Source organism: Halosolutus gelatinilyticus, assembly GCF_023028105.1.
Taxonomy (GTDB): Archaea; Halobacteriota; Halobacteria; order Halobacteriales; family Natrialbaceae; genus Halosolutus; species Halosolutus gelatinilyticus.
This window is the reverse complement of the sequence record NZ_CP095491.1, coordinates 1,812,819-1,830,097: the sequence shown is the minus strand read 5'-3', so window position 1 is coordinate 1,830,097 and position 17,279 is coordinate 1,812,819. Positions and strand designations below refer to the sequence as shown.

The window sequence follows — 17,279 nt, the reverse complement described above, 5'->3', positions numbered from 1 at the left end:
GTGCCCATCGAAGACGGTGTTCCGGAGCCTCAGACCTGCGCCAGTTCCTCGAACGCCGCGGCCGCCGTCCTCGTCCCCTTGGAGATCAGCACGTCGCCGCCCTGGATCTCCGCGTCGGCGTCGCCGACCAACAGCCAGCCGTCCTCCGGTCGACGGATCGCGATCACCGACATCGTCGTGTCGGTATCCGGCAGGCCGTCGACGATCGCGACGCCGTCTAAGTCGCTGCCCGACTCGACCGCGACGCGGGTGATGATCTCGTCGCTCTCCTCGACGGCCATCCCGACGACGGGGTGGACCTCGATGTCCCGGAGGACCCCCTCGCTGATGTCGACCGCCGCGTCGCTGATGACCTCCGTCGAACTGCCGAGGTGGATCAGCCCGCGGAGGGTAACCGGATCCGCGGCGTCGGCGGCCGCCCGGAGCGTCCACGCCTCGAACCGCGATTCGAGCGCGTCGACCTCGACCTCCAGATTGCGGACCTCCTCGGCGAGCGCCTCGCTGTCGAACAGGACGGCGCTGTAGGCCAGGTCGACCGCCAGCTCCGAGAGGTTCTTCATGTGGACGATCGTGTCCACCGCTCGTTCCAGGTCCTCGATGTCGGGCGCGGCCGCGGTCGGCGGTTCGTACTCCGAACCCGTCAGCGTCTCGTAGACGTCCGGTATCGAAACGTCGGGCCCCCGAAGCAGCGCCACGTCCTCCGATCGGATGACAGTCTTCGGACCGGGGTTCAACAGCCAGTCGTCGCCCCGGCGGAGCGCGATCACGCGCACCCCGGTCTCCGATTCGAGGTCGATATCCTGGAGCGTCCGATCGGCGTACGGCGAGTCGGCGGCGACGACGCCGCGAACGAGCGTTTCGACGGCGTCCGGCAGCGCCGCCCGCATCGCCTCCGGCAGACCGATGTCTTCGAGGACGACCTTCGCGATGTCGCCGGCGGCGTCGCTGATTCCGTCCGCGGCGGCGACGATGCCGAGTACCGGCGCGAGCCGTTCGGCGTCGTCCGGGCTCCGAGTCGCCATCATCAGTCCCATCCGCGCTCGCATCTCGAGGACGTCCATCTGCTCTTCGAGCCGGAGCACCTCCGCGGCGATGTCCTCGCTCGAGTGGAGCACAGCCGAGTAGGAGAGGTCGATCAGCAGCTCCGCCGTGTCCTTCATCTCGACGAGCACGTCCTTGACGTTGACGGGCTCGTACTCGATCGGTACCGACGCCTCGCCCTCGAGCGGGTCCATACCCTAACAGAGCCATGCTCGGCAAAAAAGCGTTTCCCGCCCTGATTGCAAGTAGCAGGACGTGGGACCGCCGGTTCGATCTCGTTCAGAGACGATCGGCGGATAGCGAGCGGTGTTCGTAACGCTCGCAAGAGACACGGACCCCCTCACTCGCGATCAACCGACCGACGGGCGCCGATTTACTGCGACGATAGCTTCCGACACGGTTTTGGACGGGCGCAAAGAACGCACGAGCAATGATCGATCGGACCTATCTGCGCGAGAACACCGAGGTACTTCGAGACGCCCTCGAGAACCGAGGTGCCGACGTCGACCTCGACGAACTCATCGATCTGGACGAGCGCTGGCGGGAACTGAAAGCCCGCGGCGACGAACTGCGCCACGATCGCAACCAGGTCACCAAGCGGATCGGAAAACTGGTCGCCGCGGGGAAAGACGAGGAGCGCCAGGAGGCAATCGAGCGATCGAAGGACCTGAAATCGGAGATCGAGGACGTCGAGAGCGAGGCCGCCGAACTGAAGGCGGAACTGGATCAGCGCATGCTCGAGATCCCCCAGATCCCTCACGAAAGCGTTCCGCTGGGGATCGACGAACGCCACAACGTCGAGGATCGCCGCTGGGGCTTCGACGACCTGCGGGAGCTGCCGGCGGCGGTCACCCCGCACTACGATCTGGGGGAAGAACTAGACATCATCGACGAGGCCCGCGGCGCGAAGACGACCGGAGCCGGCTTCTACTTCCTGAAAGGCGACGGTGCGCGCCTCGAACACGCCCTGATCCAGTTCATGATGGACATCCACCGCGAGCAGGGCTACGTCGACCTCTTCCCGCCGGTGCCCGTCAAGAGCGAAGCCATGCGGGGCACGGGGCAGTTCCCGAAATTCACCGACGACGCCTACCGCCTGGGCGGGAGCAACGACGAGGAGTACGAGGACGACGACCTCTGGCTCTGTCCCACCGCCGAGGTGCCCGTCACCAACATGTACGCCGACGACATCCTCCTCAAGGAGGATCTCCCGCTGAAACACCAGGCCTACACTCCGAACTTCCGGCGCGAGGCCGGCGAGCACGGCACCGAAACCCGGGGCATCGTCCGCGTCCACCAGTTCAACAAGGTCGAACTCGTCAACTTCGTCGAACCCGAGGAGAGCTACGATCGACTCGAAGGACTCCTCGACGAAGCCGAGGTGGTCCTGCGCCGGCTCGGCCTTCCCTACCGCATCCTCGAACTCTGTACCGGCGATCTCGGCTTTACGGCGGCGAAGACCTACGACATCGAAGTCTGGGCGCCCGCCGACGACATGGACGACGGCCCCGAGGAGGGCGGCCGCTGGCTCGAGGTCTCGTCGGCCTCGAACTTCGAGGACTTCCAGGCCCGCCGCGCCGGCCTGCGCTACCGTCCCGAACGCCACGAGAGCGCCGAATACCTCCACACGCTGAATGCGTCGGGGCTCGCGCTGCCGCGCGTGATGGTGGCCATCCTCGAGTACTACCAGAACGAAGACGGCACGATCACGATCCCCGAGGCCCTGCGGCCGTACATGAGCGGCCAAGAAGTCATCGAGGGCCACGAGAAGGTCGGCGAGGCCGCGCTCGGATCGGGCGATCGGGACTAACGGCCCCGCGATCGCGGACTCGAAGCGGGGTCTTCGGAACGCGCCTGGTCGAGCGATCGCCGGAATCGAACCGCGCGTCGGACACCGGCCGAACCGCAAGAGCGTCCCCTCGTAGAATCCGCCGAAAGCGTTACGTATTCTTACTCTGTACCTCGATCATGTATCTCAGTATCCGGCAGAAACTAACCGCCTCGAGCATCGGACTGCTGTTCGCTATCGGCGTCCTGCATCTGTTTCCGTATTGGCTCGCGCTGGTCGCGTTCGGAGCGATGATTCCGTTTTTCACCAGGGTGCTCGCGGCCTGAGCCGCTCGCGGTCGGGGCGGCATGCAAGCGGCGGCCGCCGGCGATCGGCAGCCGATCCGCGGTCGACGGGGCGATCGTTCGATCCGGCCCTCGCGAGTTAGAAACGTGCGGTCGACGCCGAACCCGCAAGAGGTTATACGAAGCCGCGACCCTCATCGACTATGACCCGCTACTACGAGGACGTCGAAGTCGGAGAGACGATCGACTGCGGGAGCTACGAGGTCACGAAGGAGGAGATCGTCGAATTCGCCGAGAAGTACGACCCCCAGCCGTTTCACCTGGACGAGGAGGCCGCGAAGGACTCCTTTCTGGGCGGACTCGTCGCCAGCGGCTGGCAGACCGCCTGCCTCTGCATGCGACAGAACGTCGACCACATGCGCGATCGGCGGTTCGCCGGCGCGCGCGGCGTCGACGACCTCCGGTGGATCCGGCCGCTTCGACCGGGCGATACGCTCTCCGTCGAGACCGAATTCGTCGCGAAAGAGCCGAACGAGACGTACCCCGCGATCGGGAACGTGACGCTGGAGACGATCGGGCGAAACCAGCGCGACGAACCCGTCATCTCCTACCGCGCGCTGGGGATGATGGAGCGGCGAGAACCGATCGAGTGACGGACTGGCAGCGGTTACGGGTATTGGCGGTGAGAAATACGGTGACATACACCGTTTGCATCCGCGAGCGTCGAAGACGCGAACGGTCTTTTTTGCTCGAGTGGTCAGCCGAAGGCTGACCCGAGAGAAAAAAGGTCGTTAGATGTAGTCGATCGACGGCGGCAGTTCGAGCTTCATGCCCTTGCGCTCGCGGATCTCCATGATCTTCTCGCGCTGGAGCGAGTCGGCCATGACCTCGAAGCCGGCGTTCTCAGTGTTCCAGGACGCGCGACCCTCCGTCGCGGAGCGGATGTCGGAGGCGAAGCCGATCATCTCGTCGACGGGCGCGATACCCTCGACGACCATGAGGTCACCCTCCTGGTACATGTCGTCGACGCGGCCCCGTCGACCCTGGATCTCGCCGGAGGCGGCGCCCATGTGGTCGTTCGGCACGTCGATACGGACGTCCTGCATCGGCTCGAGCAGCTTGATCTGGCCGTCGATCAGCGACTTGTGGACGGCCTCGCGGGTCGCGGGAATGACCTGCGCCGGACCGCGGTGGATGGTGTCCTCGTGGAGCCTGGCGTCGTGCAGGCGGATGAGCGATCCCTGGACCGGCTCGTTCGCGAGCGGGCCGTTGTCGAGGGCCTCCTCGAGCCCCTCGATCACGAGTTCCATCGTCTCGTTCAGATGCTGGATACCCTTCGTGTCGTCGACGAGGATGTTCGTCCCGTGGATGTGTTCGACGTTCTGGGACGTATCTTTGTCCATGCCGGCTTCCTGCAGGGCCTCGCGGCGTTCCTGCTCGGGCATGTCCATCGAGGCCTCGCCGAGTTTAATGGTGTTGACGAGTTCGTCCGTCATCGGCTCGACGGAGATGTAGAACCGGTTGTGGCGGTTGGGCGAGATGCCCTCGACCTCGTCGCTCGCCGTCTGGGGCTGCTCGCGGTAGACGACGATCGGCTCACCCGTGTTCACGGGGATGCCCTGGTTCTTCTCGATACGCTGGGTGATGACTTCGAGGTGGAGTTCGCCCTGCCCGGAGATGAGGTGCTCGCCGGTGTCCTCGTTGATCTCGATCTGGATCGTCGGGTCCTCCTTGGACACTTGTCGGAGGGTCTCGATGAGCTTCGGCAGGTCGTCCATGTTCTGGGCCTCGACGGCCTTCGTGATGACCGGCTCGGAGATGTGCTCGATCGACTCGAACGGCGTCATCTCGACGCTGGAAACGGTGGAGCCGGCGATGGCGTCCTTGAGGCCGGTAACGGCGGCGATGTTCCCGGCCGGCACCTCTTCGACTTCCTCGCGCTCGCCGCCCATGTAGATGCCGACGGACTGGACGCGGTTCTTGCCCGCGGTGCCCGAGACGTAGAGTTCCTGTCCTTTCTCGAGCGAACCCGAGAAGACGCGGCCGCTGGCGATCTCGCCGGCGTGGGGGTCCATCGAGATGTCCGTGACCATGAAGACGACCTCGCCGTTTTCGTCGACGAGGCGCATCGCCTCTGCGAGGTCGGAGTCGTCGTCGCCACGCCAGATGCGCGGAATACGGCGGGGCTGTGCGTCGACCGGGTTCGGGAAGTGCTCACAGACCATGTCGAGTACGACGTCCGACAGCGGGGTCTGCTCGTGGAGTTCCTGGCGCTGGTCGTTGCGCTCCATCTCCATGATGTCGCCGAAGTCCATCCCGGTGCGCTGCATCGAGGGCATCGAGACGCCCCACTTGTACAGCGCGGAGCCGAAGCCGACGGTGCCGTCTTCGACGGAGACGGTCCAGTCGCCGACATCGTCCATGTCCTCGGTCATGCCGCGAATGAGTTCGTTGACGTCGCGAATGACGGCGAGGAGTCGGTCCTGCATCTCCTGGGGGCCTTCCTGGAGCTCGGAGATGAGGCGGTCGACCTTGTTGATGAACAGCGTCGGCTTGACGCCCTCGCGAAGCGCCTGGCGGAGAACCGTCTCGGTCTGGGGCATGGCACCCTCGACGGCGTCGACGACGACCAGCGCACCGTCGACGGCGCGCATCGCACGGGTCACGTCGCCTCCGAAGTCGACGTGGCCCGGCGTGTCGATGAGGTTGATGAGGTGGTTGGTCCCGTCGTACTCGTGGGTCATCGACACGTTCGCCGCGTCGATCGTGATCCCGCGCTCCTGTTCGTCTTCCTCCGTGTCCATCGCGAGCTGCTGGCCGGCCGTCTCGTCGGAGATCATGCCGGCGCCGGCGAGGAGATTGTCAGAAAGGGTGGTTTTTCCGTGGTCGACGTGAGCGGCGATGGCGATGTTCCGGATATTCTCCGGTTCGTCCATCAGCCGTTCACACTCTTGGACGATCTTCTTGCGTCGGCCCATATACCCCCCATTACCGGTACCGGGGTCAAAAGGGTAGTGTTTCGTCCCCACCGGAAACGGGCCGGAGACCCCGATCGACGGGCTGAATGTCCAGTTTACGTGAGTGAATGACACGCAGTTTTCCTGCGTCGTCGCCGCCGTGATCAGACGGCCCAGCTGCGAACGTATTCACCGACTGACACAGTTCAGTCCGCGAGTATATCGTTCCGACAGACGGACGAGACGAGAGACAGTACGGAGCCGATCGAGCGGGCCATCCGCGACCGATCGCCCGCCCACGAACCCGACGAAACCGATAATCGCCGTCACAGTGATGGCCTTCGAGCACGTGGTACCGATAACCATGGATCTCCACGTCCAGGGCCCCGGTCCCACCTCCCCTTTCCTCAGCGCCCGGGACCTCTTCGAAACCGAACACGATCTCTCGCTCCCGGTCCACGTCCGGTTGCGGGACGATCCCGACGAGCGAACCTGGGCCGGCCACTACGACGACCGCCACGTCCTGAACATTTCGCAGCATGTCGCTTCCTCGGCGATGGCCCGCGAGTTAGCGCTCCACGAGTTCGCTCACATGGCCAGATACGAACAGGAACACCCCTCGCACGTCCAGTCGACCGAAGAGGCGCTGTACCTCGCGTTCGCCGGCAAGTCCGTCGAACGGCGCAAACTCGCCCACTGCTATCAGATCGCGAACCACATGAAGGACATCTACGCCGACGACATCACCCTCTCGGTGGGGCCGGGCGAGAAACTGCTGTCGTTTCTCGAATCGAGTCTCGCCGCCGCGGTCGCCGATCGACCCGAGACCCCGCCACGGCCGGGACTCGAACGCATCTCGACGAGTGCGGACCCGGACATCACCGCCGTGAACGCGGCGTTCGCGCTGGCGCTCGCGGAACGACACGCCCTCATCGACGAGGATCACCGGCTGTACGATATCGCACACGCGGCCGCGATGGACGCTCCGCACGTCCCGATCGGCGAGTTCAAACGCCGGTTCCGGGAGCTCGCACGCGAACCCGATTCGAGTAGCTACCGACAGGAACTCGTCGAGACGACCCGATCCTACGTCAGCGGAAAGGGACACGCAGCCGACTAGCACTGCGCGGGTTGCACCTTCGATCGCCGGCAGGCGAGTTCGTCGGAATCGACTCCGCCGATCGGGTTCCGCGCGCCGGACGTGTTGCCGTCGTTATTGGGAATTACCCGTGCGATCGATCGACCCGAACGTTTAATATTCGACGCGAACAACGGATGAAACATACAATTGATGTTCTCGGCAAAGGATCGCAAACAGGGATCGACCGACGCGTCGTTCACCGACGCGTTATCGCGGCTGAAACAGCACGGTGCGAGCGTCCTCGTCCTCGGCTCCGTCCATCCCGACCAGCAGTGGGCGCTCTCCCGGCGTTTGCTGGGACACGCAACCGATCAGCTTCGTCGCCGCGTATTCGTCTCGACCGCTAACGGCGATGCCCTGTTGCACGAATTATCTCCGGCGGAGACGATTCGAGTCGTCCGCTACGAGAGCCAGACGCGCTGTACCGTTGCAGAGGCGCCGACTACCGACGGGTCCGCCACGCCGTCGATCGACGACCAGCCCACCGCCGAAACGCTCGGCGACCTCGGGATCGCGATCTCGAGTGCGATCGAGGCGTTCGAAAGCGAGAGCGAGTTCGAGCCGAGCGAACTCCGGGTTGGCGTCGATTCGTTACTCCCACTGCTCGAAGACTACGACACCGAACAAGTGTTCAAATTCATCCACCTGACTAACGGACGCGTGAAAGCCGCCGACGGGATGATCCACTACCGGCTCCCGATCGAGCGAGACGCCACTGTGGTGCCGGTCCTGAAACCGTTGTTCGACGTGCTCGTCGAACTCCGCGAGCAAAACGGCATCGTTCAGGAGCGATGGACGCTCCCGCGTACGGACCACAGTTCAGGATGGATCAGTCCACCAGATTCATAACGGTAGGAGCGCCAGCAGCCGAGAGCCACCCGTGGCTTCGTGATCGCAGCACATTTGTAAATCATTTGAAATGAAACCAACTTTCGAACCGATCGAAGACGGACTCGAAATTATCGACCCGATCGAGCGGCATCGATACCGGCTAACGACGCATACCGAGGTGGATCCCACACCAGTCGATTGCGAAACGATTCAGTACCCGATCGATGCAGCCGTCGAGATTACGACGGATATGCTTACGTTGCCGACAAAAGATACTATCTACATCTATGGAAGAGATAGATCGATGATAGCGGAGGTTCGGCCAAATGAACAACAGTCTTTTCCATCAGGAATATACACTATTGATCTCTCGTCAGCTCTAAAATTATATGTGCATGTTAATGACGAAATAAATGTGTATTCGGATTCTGACCGCACCTATGTTTATTTCGGTGGCTTTCCGGATGTCATTATAGGCGCACGATCTTATCATACACGCCCAGCAGCAACGATTACTACGCCAGCAGATCCAAACGACGTGATGAAGGCAATATCAGCATTTGGATCTGCCTTAAAGACGAAGACGGCTGACCGAGCCTTCCCAACCCTTCGAGGGCATCCGCCAGCAATTAAACTTGGTGAGAATCTATCCATTCCAGAGAATATTAATGAAAGTAAAACAGGTATACAAATTGGTATCCCTCCGACATTACGGCATATATTTGTTATAACACCTCTTGCATACTATCTCGGAGCAGATCTAGTACCAAGTTCAACACCTCGTCTTACCACTCAATCTGGATATTCCTATTCACTTGATGATCGTTTTGAGCCAACAGTCGATCAAATTTTAAAGCAAATTTTCTTCTTAGATTGCATTGTTCGAACAGAAGGTATAATACCACTATCTTTACATGAACGAGAATTAATTGAGCCTGTTCTCAAATTTGACATTGAAGAAGTATATAAACTCCCAATTCATGAGCAAATAGAAAAATATTTGGAAGTTCCATCGGAGGCTATAGAGGCCTACCTCACAAAATGGCATCTAAAAGTGAATGTAAAACCTGTCCCAAAAATTATTGAGTTTCTTCCATATATTGCTGATCGCCTTGCTTCAGTGAAAGTAATGGATGAATTAAGCGATGCGAATTCGTCAACATCGTCACAAAGCCACACACAAGCCATCGAGCAATTCACAAGGAGCAATTCGATCCAAGAGAGAGGCCCTCAAGACGTAGATATTGTTTCAGACATATCTAATAAACTGTCAATTCCAACGATTCAGCAATCCTGGAATGGTACAACCTTTTCTAATATTAATAGTACTACTCCAATTTCATCATTCTATAATAGTATTGGAAGAACTCCAAGAGAAGGACCAATCACAATTAATCTTATATGTAATGATCCTACTATGAGCGAAGAAGCAGAACGCGTGAATAAAGTTTATGGGAACCATGCTGAACTCCTATTTGAGGTCATAGTACACTATAATACATCAAAGGACGAATTACAGGAAATTTTGTCACAAGAGGGTGATTTTTGTCATTATATTGGACATATAGATGAGAATGGATTCCAATGTTCAGACGGAAAACTTGACGCATCATCACTTGAAAATGTAGGCGTCAAAGCATTTTTACTTAATGCTTGTCAATCTCATTCACAAGGGATTTCTTTAATTGAAGCAGGTAGTAGCGGAGGGATCGTTACTTTCGGAGATGTCGTTAATGATGGTGCAATCAGTGTAGGAAACACAATTGCACGACTACTGAACCAAGGTTTCCCACTCTATGCTGCACTGGATATTGCTCGAGAAGACCATATCATTGCAGAACAATATCATATTGTTGGAGATGGGCTTACAACAATAGCGCAGCCAAAGATGGGAGTACCTAATGTATGTTCTGTAGACCACGATAGTGATTGTGTGAATGTGAGAATGAAAACATATCTGTCATCAGGGAATAGAAAAGGAAGCTTATTTACCCCGCACTTAGAGTCAGCTGATTGCCATTATTTACATCCTGGCGAGACTAACAAAATAAATTCCACTAGAGAAGAGTTCGAGGAATTTTTGGATCTAAATGACACGCCCATAATATGGAATGGTGAAGTCGATTGGAGTAGAGACATCCTAAGAGATGGACTCAAAAAACTTATGGACCGCTGACTCCAGAACTATTTTTTGCTGCGACAGCCCCAGTTTTCGATAGTATCATCACAATTGTAAACAGCACACCGATCATTCGTGGGTGGTTCTTCAGGTATCCGGTTAGGTCTGTCATAGTACATCTTCTACTTGGAGGATGCCCCTAATGAATTTATTTTAATATATCTGATGTAGTAATCATAGTATTATTCTATAGTTTTATTGGGAGAAATTTGCGGAATAGTAGAACAGACTCTAGTATTATCATTAATCAATTCCAGTAACAGAACATAAGTATATCGTTCAATCATCAAGCAGTTGTCGCAGAACCCGATCAAACTCATCGTCTGGAAGCGCTGATTGAATCGTAGCTATCCGCTCACGACATTTCATCATCTCTTGAACAACAGTCAAATACTGGTTTGTCACATTAATATCCGACTCCAATTCCGTCTGTAGCAAGGCTCGCTCGGTTGCCAATCGGAAAAATTCGTCCATCAACTGTTCGTATTCTTTTTGAAAAGCTAGCCATTCAATTGTATCAGATAACGTTCTATCAGAGACCGGCTCAACAAGGAACTCATCCGCGCCCCGGTCGATCGGGTCTACTGTTGGGGTGTTATCGGTTAAAGCTAAAATTTGTGTATTCGGGGCGCGCTGCCGCATTGTATCAACTATCCCTTTTGCACTAGGTGCATCAAGAGTCCAATCAAGGATCAGCAAATCGTACGCATTATTGATTTGCTCAATAATCGTTCTACTGAAGTCTGCGTAGGAAATATTGAAGGCTAAGCAGCAATCAGTGGTCTCCATGTTATCCAGAGATAGTCCTGGATACACGATGAATAGACTTACAGTAGATTCCAATGGTACGGATTATATCGATACTGTTGGGTAGGCCTTATTAAATATGATTAGAGCACGTGAGTTCTCAAGACCCTTGTTAAACGCAGCTGAAATAAGAATGGATCTTGTTTAGAATATTGAAAGTGGTTATGAACGATCGTGTTGATAACCTTCCAGCAAAGTAGTGAGGGAACTATTCTAATGTCCCGTAGGTATATTAAATAGTATTAGGAGAAGAAGAGATGAAATCGATAGAGTGATTATCACTCTGAATAGGAATTAGTAGCGAAAAACGGACGCATGGATATCCTATAAAAATCCGAAAGTAGTTAACATAATTTCATGAGTGGTAATTCAGTAAGTCCGAAATTCAAATCTGAAGGTAATGGGATCGAAATTATCGATCCGATTGAACGATGTAGATATCAGTTACAAATTTCTAATCACTCAACACCTGTTCAAGTAGAAAAAGATCAGGTTGGATATTCTGTTGACTCAGCTGTGGAGATTACTACCAGTTCAATAACAGTACCGGATAGTAAGGCAATATATGTATTAAACCACGATGAGAAGGCGTTAGATGAAGTGATAGTTAATAATAGTACATACTTGTCATATGGGGAATATACTATCGATTTGTCGAGACAGATAAAGGTTTACATATTATTTGAATCATCTGTGAAAATAATATCGGACAGAAACCAGAAGTGTTTATGTTTTGATGACCCAACAAGGATAACAATAGGCGCTCGGTCGTTTCACACGCGTCCTGCAGATACAATCACAACGACTTCATCGCCAAGAGATGTGATGCGGGCTGTATCAACGTTCGGATCTGCTTTAAAAACAACAACTCCGGAGCAATCTTTTCCTACTTTACGTGGTCATCCACCAACCCTCAAACTTGGCAATGAATTAACCGTTCCAGATAAGTTTAGTTTACCAGACAATGGAGTGAGAATTGAAATAGAACCAACTCTTGATCAGGTGTTCACAGTCGCACCTCTTGCCTACTATCTCGGAGCCGAAGTAGTGCCAGGCTCAGAACCGAAGCTACTTACCGAAAAGGGATATAAATACTCATTCAGTTATGAAGGAAGATTTGAATCAACAGTAGAACGTACACTCAAACAAGTGTTTTTCTTAGATTGTATAGTTCGCACAGAAGGTGGATGGCCGGGTCCACTATATGAGCGTAAAACGACCAAACCAATTCTTGGTTTTGATATTTCTTCCACATATAAACAGTCCCTTGCTGACCGGATTAAGACATATCTAGAGATCCCATATTCAACGATCGAACCATATCTTCATGATTGGCAGCTTAAAGTACAGATTAGCCCAGATGAACCAAGCGTTGAATTTCTGCCGTTTTTAGCGTATGATCTCGCGATTGTATCTACTAAAATTGATCAAAATAGTTGTCTGAACCACCCTCAAATTGAGCACGATATTACAAAGAGTCAGCCTATTTCTTCGTCACCAGCTATCAATCAATATTGGAAGTGTCGAGAAAGTTCAAAAACAAAAAGTACAGTTCCTCTATCAGGATTATATAATAGAATCGAACGATCACCAAGAATAGATCCTCTTGATATTAATGTCATTTGTAATGACCAGAAGATGACTGAAGAACTTATCAATGTTTATGGTTCCTATCGAGAGCAAGAATCTTTGTTAAATGTAAATGTGTATAAATCATTGGACAGGAAGTCACTAAGAGAAGTTCTAAAAAAAGAAAGTGACTTCGTTCATTACATTGGTCACATTGATGCAGATGGATTTCGCTGTATAGATGGTAACCTATGTGCATCTTCGCTTGATATGGTCGGAACAAAGGCATTCTTTCTTAACGCTTGTCGATCTTTCACACAAGGTATTTATTTAATAGAAGCAGGAAGTATAGGAGGGATTGTTACCTCAGATGATATTGTTAACATGGAAGCAATTCATATTGGAAACACAGTATCACGATTTTTGGACAATGGCCATCCATTATATGTTGCTGTAGAAGCTGTACGGAATATGTCCAAATTCGGACATTTATACCAGTTAGTTGGAGATGGTACATCAATTATATCACAGTCCGAAGATAGCGTTTCTAAAGTTTGTTCGATTAAACGCGATAGTACTGGTTTCACAATAAAACTAAAACTCCATCAAGGAATTACAAAATCGAAAGGAGGTATCTATCGCCCAGATCTTCAATTCTGTGAGCATTATCATTTAGTGCCAGGGGAGGTTATCAAGAACAACATTTCGAAGCCACAACTTGTCCAATTCCTTGATAGAGAAAAAATGCCAGTGGTATTGGATGGTGAGCTACGATGGAGCGACGAAATTAAAATAAGCGAATTGTGACTTCGCTTTAAAGAAATCTGCGTTAGCGTGCGGCCGCCGCGACGCGCTCTTTCTCTTCTTTCTGCCCGATCGCGTACGTCTGGACGTCGTAGTTGGCAGCGCCGATGAGCTGGCTGGCGATCGCTTCGTCGACCGACGTCGGGGTCTTGAACGAGTCGTTGTTGACGCCGTCGGCGAGGAACTTCAACGCCTGGTCGACACGGCGTTGTGGCGCGACGTCGACGGCCTTGGGGACGGAGATGCCACCGTACTTCAGGCGGACGGTCTCCTCGCGCGGGGCTGCGTTCTCGACGGCCGATACGAGCACCTGAACGGGGTTCTCGTCGGTGCGCTCGTGGACGAGCTCGAACGCGTCACGGACGTGGTTGAGCGTCTGCTGCTTTTTACCCGTGTTCTCCTCAGTCTGCATCAAGCGGTTGATGAAGCGCTCGACGATCGAGACCTGGGATTTCTTGAACTGCTTGCTGGCGTGACGACCGGCGGTGTGGGCGATCGGTGTCACCGTGATGTAGCGTTCGGTCGACGGATCGGCGTACTCGATCTCGACGATCTCCCACGTGCCGAATAGCTTGGCGGAGACGTCGGCGCCGCCGGCCGGTGCGTCGGGTTCTGGTTGATCTTCGGCCGCCATGGTTATCGCACCGGTTTCTCCGCGTTGCCGCGAACCAGTTCGAGCAGGGAAACGCCGTTTACCTTCTCGACCTTGTAGTTGACGCCGGAAAGGTCGCCCATCGCACGACCCTTCGCGCCACCGATCCCGGCGATGGTGACTTCGTCGTGTTCGTCGATGAACGAGATGGCGCCGTCACCGGGACAGAACGCGGTGACCTGTTTGCCGTTCTTGATCAGCTGGACTCGGACGCACTTTCGGATCGCCGAGTTGGGCTGTTTCGCTTCGATGCCGACTTTCTCGAGGACGATACCGCGGCCCTGTGGCGCTCCCTCGAGAGGATCGGACTTCTCGCGGAGGCCCCGTGCGCGGCGCGCGTAGTCCGAGTCGGACCACCGCTGTTCTTGGCGGTCCTTCTTGAGCTTGCGCGCGGCGTATTTGCCGTTTGCCATAGTACCCGTCGCTATCCGTCGAAGGCACTTAAGCGACCCGTTTCGAACTGACGTTACGGCTCGAGAGCGCTCGATCGGGGTCGATGAAGGAATCTGAGCGCGTTTCGGCACCGAGTAGCGGCTCTCGGGCTGTCCGCGACGGATTCGACGCGCGATCTCCGGCGCAGCCGATTCGAGACGGAGCTCGGACCGACAAACGCCGACGTCGTCGGTAGTACGGTGACGATTATCGCCATCGGACGACAGAGTCGAGCGATTCGACTCTCGCTATCAGATGTTATAATTAACTAGAAGTTATTAGTTATCTGGGTCATATCTCGCACTCGTTATGGCTCCACTCAGCACGGTTTTCGCCACCACGTCCTGGTTCAAGCGACTCCTCGGTCTTTCCAACGGAAACACCCAATCCGCCGACGAATCGCCGGTAGTAGACGGTCGAATCGGATTCGACGGGTCACTCGAGGACGCGGAAGTAATCGGGCGGAGCCCCCTATCGTATATCGCTGCGGGCGAATCCGTCTCGTCGTTCGTGGGGAATCAGATCTCCAATAAACTCGCTGAATACGGGCTCGAGGACATCGATCCCGACGAATGGTACCCGCTCACAATTCCGCTGGCTATGCTGTACGACATGCGCGACGAGTACGGCGGCGTCAGAATGCGGAATATGGGGCAGAACATCCCCGAGCACGTCGAATTCCCCCCGGACATCACCGACGTCGATAACGCGTTACGGTCGATCGATACGGCGTATCACGCGAACCACCGCGGCAGCGAGATCGGGTTTTATGAGTTCCAAGAAGAGGGACCGAACGAGGGGATCATGGTCTGTGAGAACCCGTACCCGTGTGAATTCGACAAAGGACTCATCAGGGGCGTTGCGAGAAAGTTTGCCAACAACCCCGTCGAAGTCGAGGAGGTCGGCGATCAGTGCCGATCGGACGGCGGCCACCGCTGCGAGTACCGCGTCGAGTGGCTGTGATTACGGCCGCGCCGTGACCGGTCCGCGGCTGGCGGTATAGACGCTCGAAACGAGTTCTGCGTCGAACGCACACCCGATATCAGTACGGGTACTGTCGAGGCTCGCGCTGGATCGAGATCCACTTCACCGTCGTCAAGGTGTCGAGGATCCACTCGTCGTTGTACCGACCCATCCCCGACGCACCGACGCCCCCGAACGCGACGTGCGGTTCGTCGTTCAACGGCTGGTCGTTGATGTGGACCATGCCGGTCTCCATCGCGTCGGCCACGTCGCGCGCCCGAGCCACGTCCGGCGAGTGAACCGATCCCGATAGGCCGTACTGGGTGTCATTGGCGATCCGGACCGCCTCCTCGTCGGTCTCGAAGGGAATGACCGGCGCGATCGGCCCGAAGTGCTCGTTGCGGGCGATCGGCATGTCGTTGGTGACGCCCGACAGCACCGTGGGCTCGACGAACAGGCCGTCGTGGCCGCCGCCGGCCTCGACTGTCGCGCCGCGTGCGATCGACTCCTCGACGAACCCGACGATCTTGTCGCGCTGGCGCTCGTTGATGACCGGTCCGACGAGGGCGCCCTCTTCGAGCGGATCGCCGATGGGGAGTTGCGCTGCGCGGTCGGCCAGCCCCGCCACGTACTCGTCGTACAGCGATTCGTGGACGAGATGGCGGTTGATCGAGATACACTCCTGACCCTGATGGGTGAACGACCCGAACGCTCCGGCGGCGATCGCGCGCTCCAAGTCGGCGTCCGGCAACACGATGTGTGCGTTATTCCCGCCGAGTTCGAGCGCGGGTTCCGTGTACGATCCGACGGCGCGCCGGCCGACGCGGCGGCCGACCTCCGAGGAGCCGGTAAACGACATCACCGACGGAACCGGGTGCGCCGAGAAGTGATCGCCGATCTCGGGGCCGTAGCCGGGGACGACGTTCAAGACGCCGCCCGGGAGGCCGGCCTCCTCGAAGACCTTCGCGAGCACGAGCCCGCCCGTCAGCGGGGTGTGCTCATCGGGCTTTAACGCCACGCTGTTGCCCAGCGCGATGGCGGGCGCGACGACTCGACTGGAGAGGTACAGCGGGAAGTTCCACGGCGTGATGACGCCGACGACGCCGGCCGGTTCGCGCACGAGCAAATTCTCCTTGCCGGGCGTGATCGAATCCTTTCGACGGCCGCCGTCGCGCATCGCCAGGCCGGCACCGACCTCCATCGTCCCCTGTGCGAGTTGCGTCTCGAAACCGGCTTTCAGCTGAACACCGCCGCACTCGACGGCGAACAGCGTCTCGAGGTCGTCGGCGTACTCGCCCAGCAGCCTGCGGGCCTCGGATACGATCGCGGCACGCTCTTGGGGCGGTCGCTGGGCCCACTCCGGCTGGGCCCGTTCCGCGATCGCGTACGCCTCGTCGACGTCGTCGGCCGTCCCCGAGGGAACCGTCGTCAGGGTCGCCCGCGTCGAGGGATTTTCGACGTCGATCAGATCTCGATCGCCGGCGGGGAGCCACTCACCGTCGAGGTACAGGGCGTTCCACCCGTTCTCCGGCGCGATATCGAGTTCGTCCACGTCGATCCCTTCGGCGGATGATTTGCTCGTATCCGTCATACGAATCCCCCTCTCGATGGAATCCGCTTATTGGTTTGGTTATGACATTCTCGATCGAATACGTATTTCCGAAGTCATCACGGATCGCATCAAGGACCGAACGCGCTACGTTCATTCATCGCCGACCGTACCGTTTGCTGGCGCTATTCGACACGTTCACGAGATGATCCGCCTGATCGACGGCTGACCTGGCGTTCGCGTGGCTCCGAGTTCGGAACAGACTCTACAAAATAATCTCC

General features: G+C 56.4%; 15 protein-coding genes. 8 read left to right on the top strand and 7 right to left on the bottom strand.

Translation table 11 applies throughout. From position 1 onward, the window contains the following. Positions 1–29: 29 nt before the first annotated feature. Positions 30–1,235 (bottom strand): potassium channel family protein, encoded by a 1,206-nt coding sequence (locus tag MUH00_RS09080; RefSeq protein ID WP_247003774.1) that lies wholly within the window; start codon positions 1,233–1,235, stop codon positions 30–32. A gap of 236 nt (positions 1,236–1,471) precedes the next feature. Between MUH00_RS09080 and serS the strand changes: the two genes are divergently transcribed. The 3 genes from serS (at position 1,472) to MUH00_RS09065 (ending at position 3,767) form a co-directional block, all read left to right on the top strand. Then, entirely contained in the window at positions 1,472–2,851 is a 1,380-nt protein-coding gene (serS, locus tag MUH00_RS09075; RefSeq protein WP_247003773.1) for a serine--tRNA ligase, read from the top strand. 158 nt (positions 2,852–3,009) lie between these two features. Further along, positions 3,010–3,156 (top strand): hypothetical protein, encoded by a 147-nt coding sequence (locus MUH00_RS09070; protein ID WP_247003772.1) that lies wholly within the window; start codon positions 3,010–3,012, stop codon positions 3,154–3,156. 161 nt (positions 3,157–3,317) lie between these two features. Continuing rightward, positions 3,318–3,767 carry a MaoC family dehydratase gene (locus MUH00_RS09065; protein WP_247003771.1) on the top strand — a complete coding sequence of 150 codons (450 nt, stop codon included), beginning with the start codon at positions 3,318–3,320 and terminating at the stop codon, positions 3,765–3,767. Positions 3,768–3,905: 138 nt separating this feature from the next. On the opposite strand, the gene MUH00_RS09060 is transcribed toward MUH00_RS09065, so the two are convergent. Continuing rightward, entirely contained in the window at positions 3,906–6,092 is a 2,187-nt protein-coding gene (locus MUH00_RS09060) for an elongation factor EF-2 (RefSeq protein WP_247003770.1), read from the bottom strand. Between the two features lie 343 nt (positions 6,093–6,435). On the opposite strand from MUH00_RS09060, the gene MUH00_RS09055 reads away from it, so the two are divergent. From MUH00_RS09055 to MUH00_RS09045, 3 genes are all read left to right on the top strand, one after another. After that, positions 6,436–7,191 carry a DUF5781 family protein gene (locus tag MUH00_RS09055; protein ID WP_247003769.1) on the top strand — a complete coding sequence of 252 codons (756 nt, stop codon included), beginning with the start codon at positions 6,436–6,438 and terminating at the stop codon, positions 7,189–7,191. A 171-nt stretch (positions 7,192–7,362) separates the two neighbouring features. Continuing rightward, positions 7,363–8,061 carry a DUF7504 family protein gene (locus MUH00_RS09050; protein WP_247003768.1) on the top strand — a complete coding sequence of 233 codons (699 nt, stop codon included), beginning with the start codon at positions 7,363–7,365 and terminating at the stop codon, positions 8,059–8,061. 286 nt (positions 8,062–8,347) lie between these two features. Continuing rightward, the gene (locus MUH00_RS09045) at positions 8,348–10,219 is read left to right on the top strand and encodes a hypothetical protein (protein WP_247003767.1); all 1,872 of its coding nucleotides are present in this window, start codon (positions 8,348–8,350) and stop codon (positions 10,217–10,219) included. On the opposite strand, the gene MUH00_RS23180 is transcribed toward MUH00_RS09045, so the two are convergent. Beyond that, on the bottom strand, positions 10,206–10,295 hold the full coding sequence (locus MUH00_RS23180) for a DUF7503 family protein (RefSeq protein ID WP_425603051.1): 90 nt from the start codon (positions 10,293–10,295) through the stop codon (positions 10,206–10,208). The two genes, MUH00_RS09045 and MUH00_RS23180, sit on opposite strands and share 14 nt — an antisense overlap. Positions 10,296–10,501: 206 nt before the next feature. Then, positions 10,502–11,011 (bottom strand): response regulator transcription factor, encoded by a 510-nt coding sequence (locus MUH00_RS09040; RefSeq protein WP_247003766.1) that lies wholly within the window; start codon positions 11,009–11,011, stop codon positions 10,502–10,504. A gap of 375 nt (positions 11,012–11,386) precedes the next feature. Here MUH00_RS09040 and MUH00_RS09035 point away from each other — a divergent pair, with 375 nt between their 5' ends. Beyond that, positions 11,387–13,405: a hypothetical protein gene (locus MUH00_RS09035; protein WP_247003765.1), complete on the top strand. Its 2,019-nt coding sequence runs from the start codon at positions 11,387–11,389 to the stop codon at positions 13,403–13,405. A 22-nt stretch (positions 13,406–13,427) separates the two neighbouring features. On the opposite strand, the gene MUH00_RS09030 is transcribed toward MUH00_RS09035, so the two are convergent. Both MUH00_RS09030 and MUH00_RS09025 read right to left on the bottom strand, forming a co-directional pair. Then, the gene (locus MUH00_RS09030) at positions 13,428–14,036 is read right to left on the bottom strand and encodes a 30S ribosomal protein S7 (protein WP_247003764.1); all 609 of its coding nucleotides are present in this window, start codon (positions 14,034–14,036) and stop codon (positions 13,428–13,430) included. 2 nt (positions 14,037–14,038) lie between these two features. Further along, the gene (locus tag MUH00_RS09025; RefSeq protein ID WP_247003763.1) at positions 14,039–14,467 is read right to left on the bottom strand and encodes a 30S ribosomal protein S12; all 429 of its coding nucleotides are present in this window, start codon (positions 14,465–14,467) and stop codon (positions 14,039–14,041) included. Positions 14,468–14,795: 328 nt separating this feature from the next. Between MUH00_RS09025 and MUH00_RS09020 the strand changes: the two genes are divergently transcribed. Beyond that, positions 14,796–15,449 carry a hypothetical protein gene (locus MUH00_RS09020; RefSeq protein WP_247003762.1) on the top strand — a complete coding sequence of 218 codons (654 nt, stop codon included), beginning with the start codon at positions 14,796–14,798 and terminating at the stop codon, positions 15,447–15,449. A gap of 79 nt (positions 15,450–15,528) precedes the next feature. Here MUH00_RS09020 and MUH00_RS09015 read toward each other — a convergent pair whose 3' ends face one another. Further along, the gene (locus MUH00_RS09015; protein WP_247003761.1) at positions 15,529–17,040 is read right to left on the bottom strand and encodes an aldehyde dehydrogenase family protein; all 1,512 of its coding nucleotides are present in this window, start codon (positions 17,038–17,040) and stop codon (positions 15,529–15,531) included. Positions 17,041–17,279: the final 239 nt, after the last annotated feature.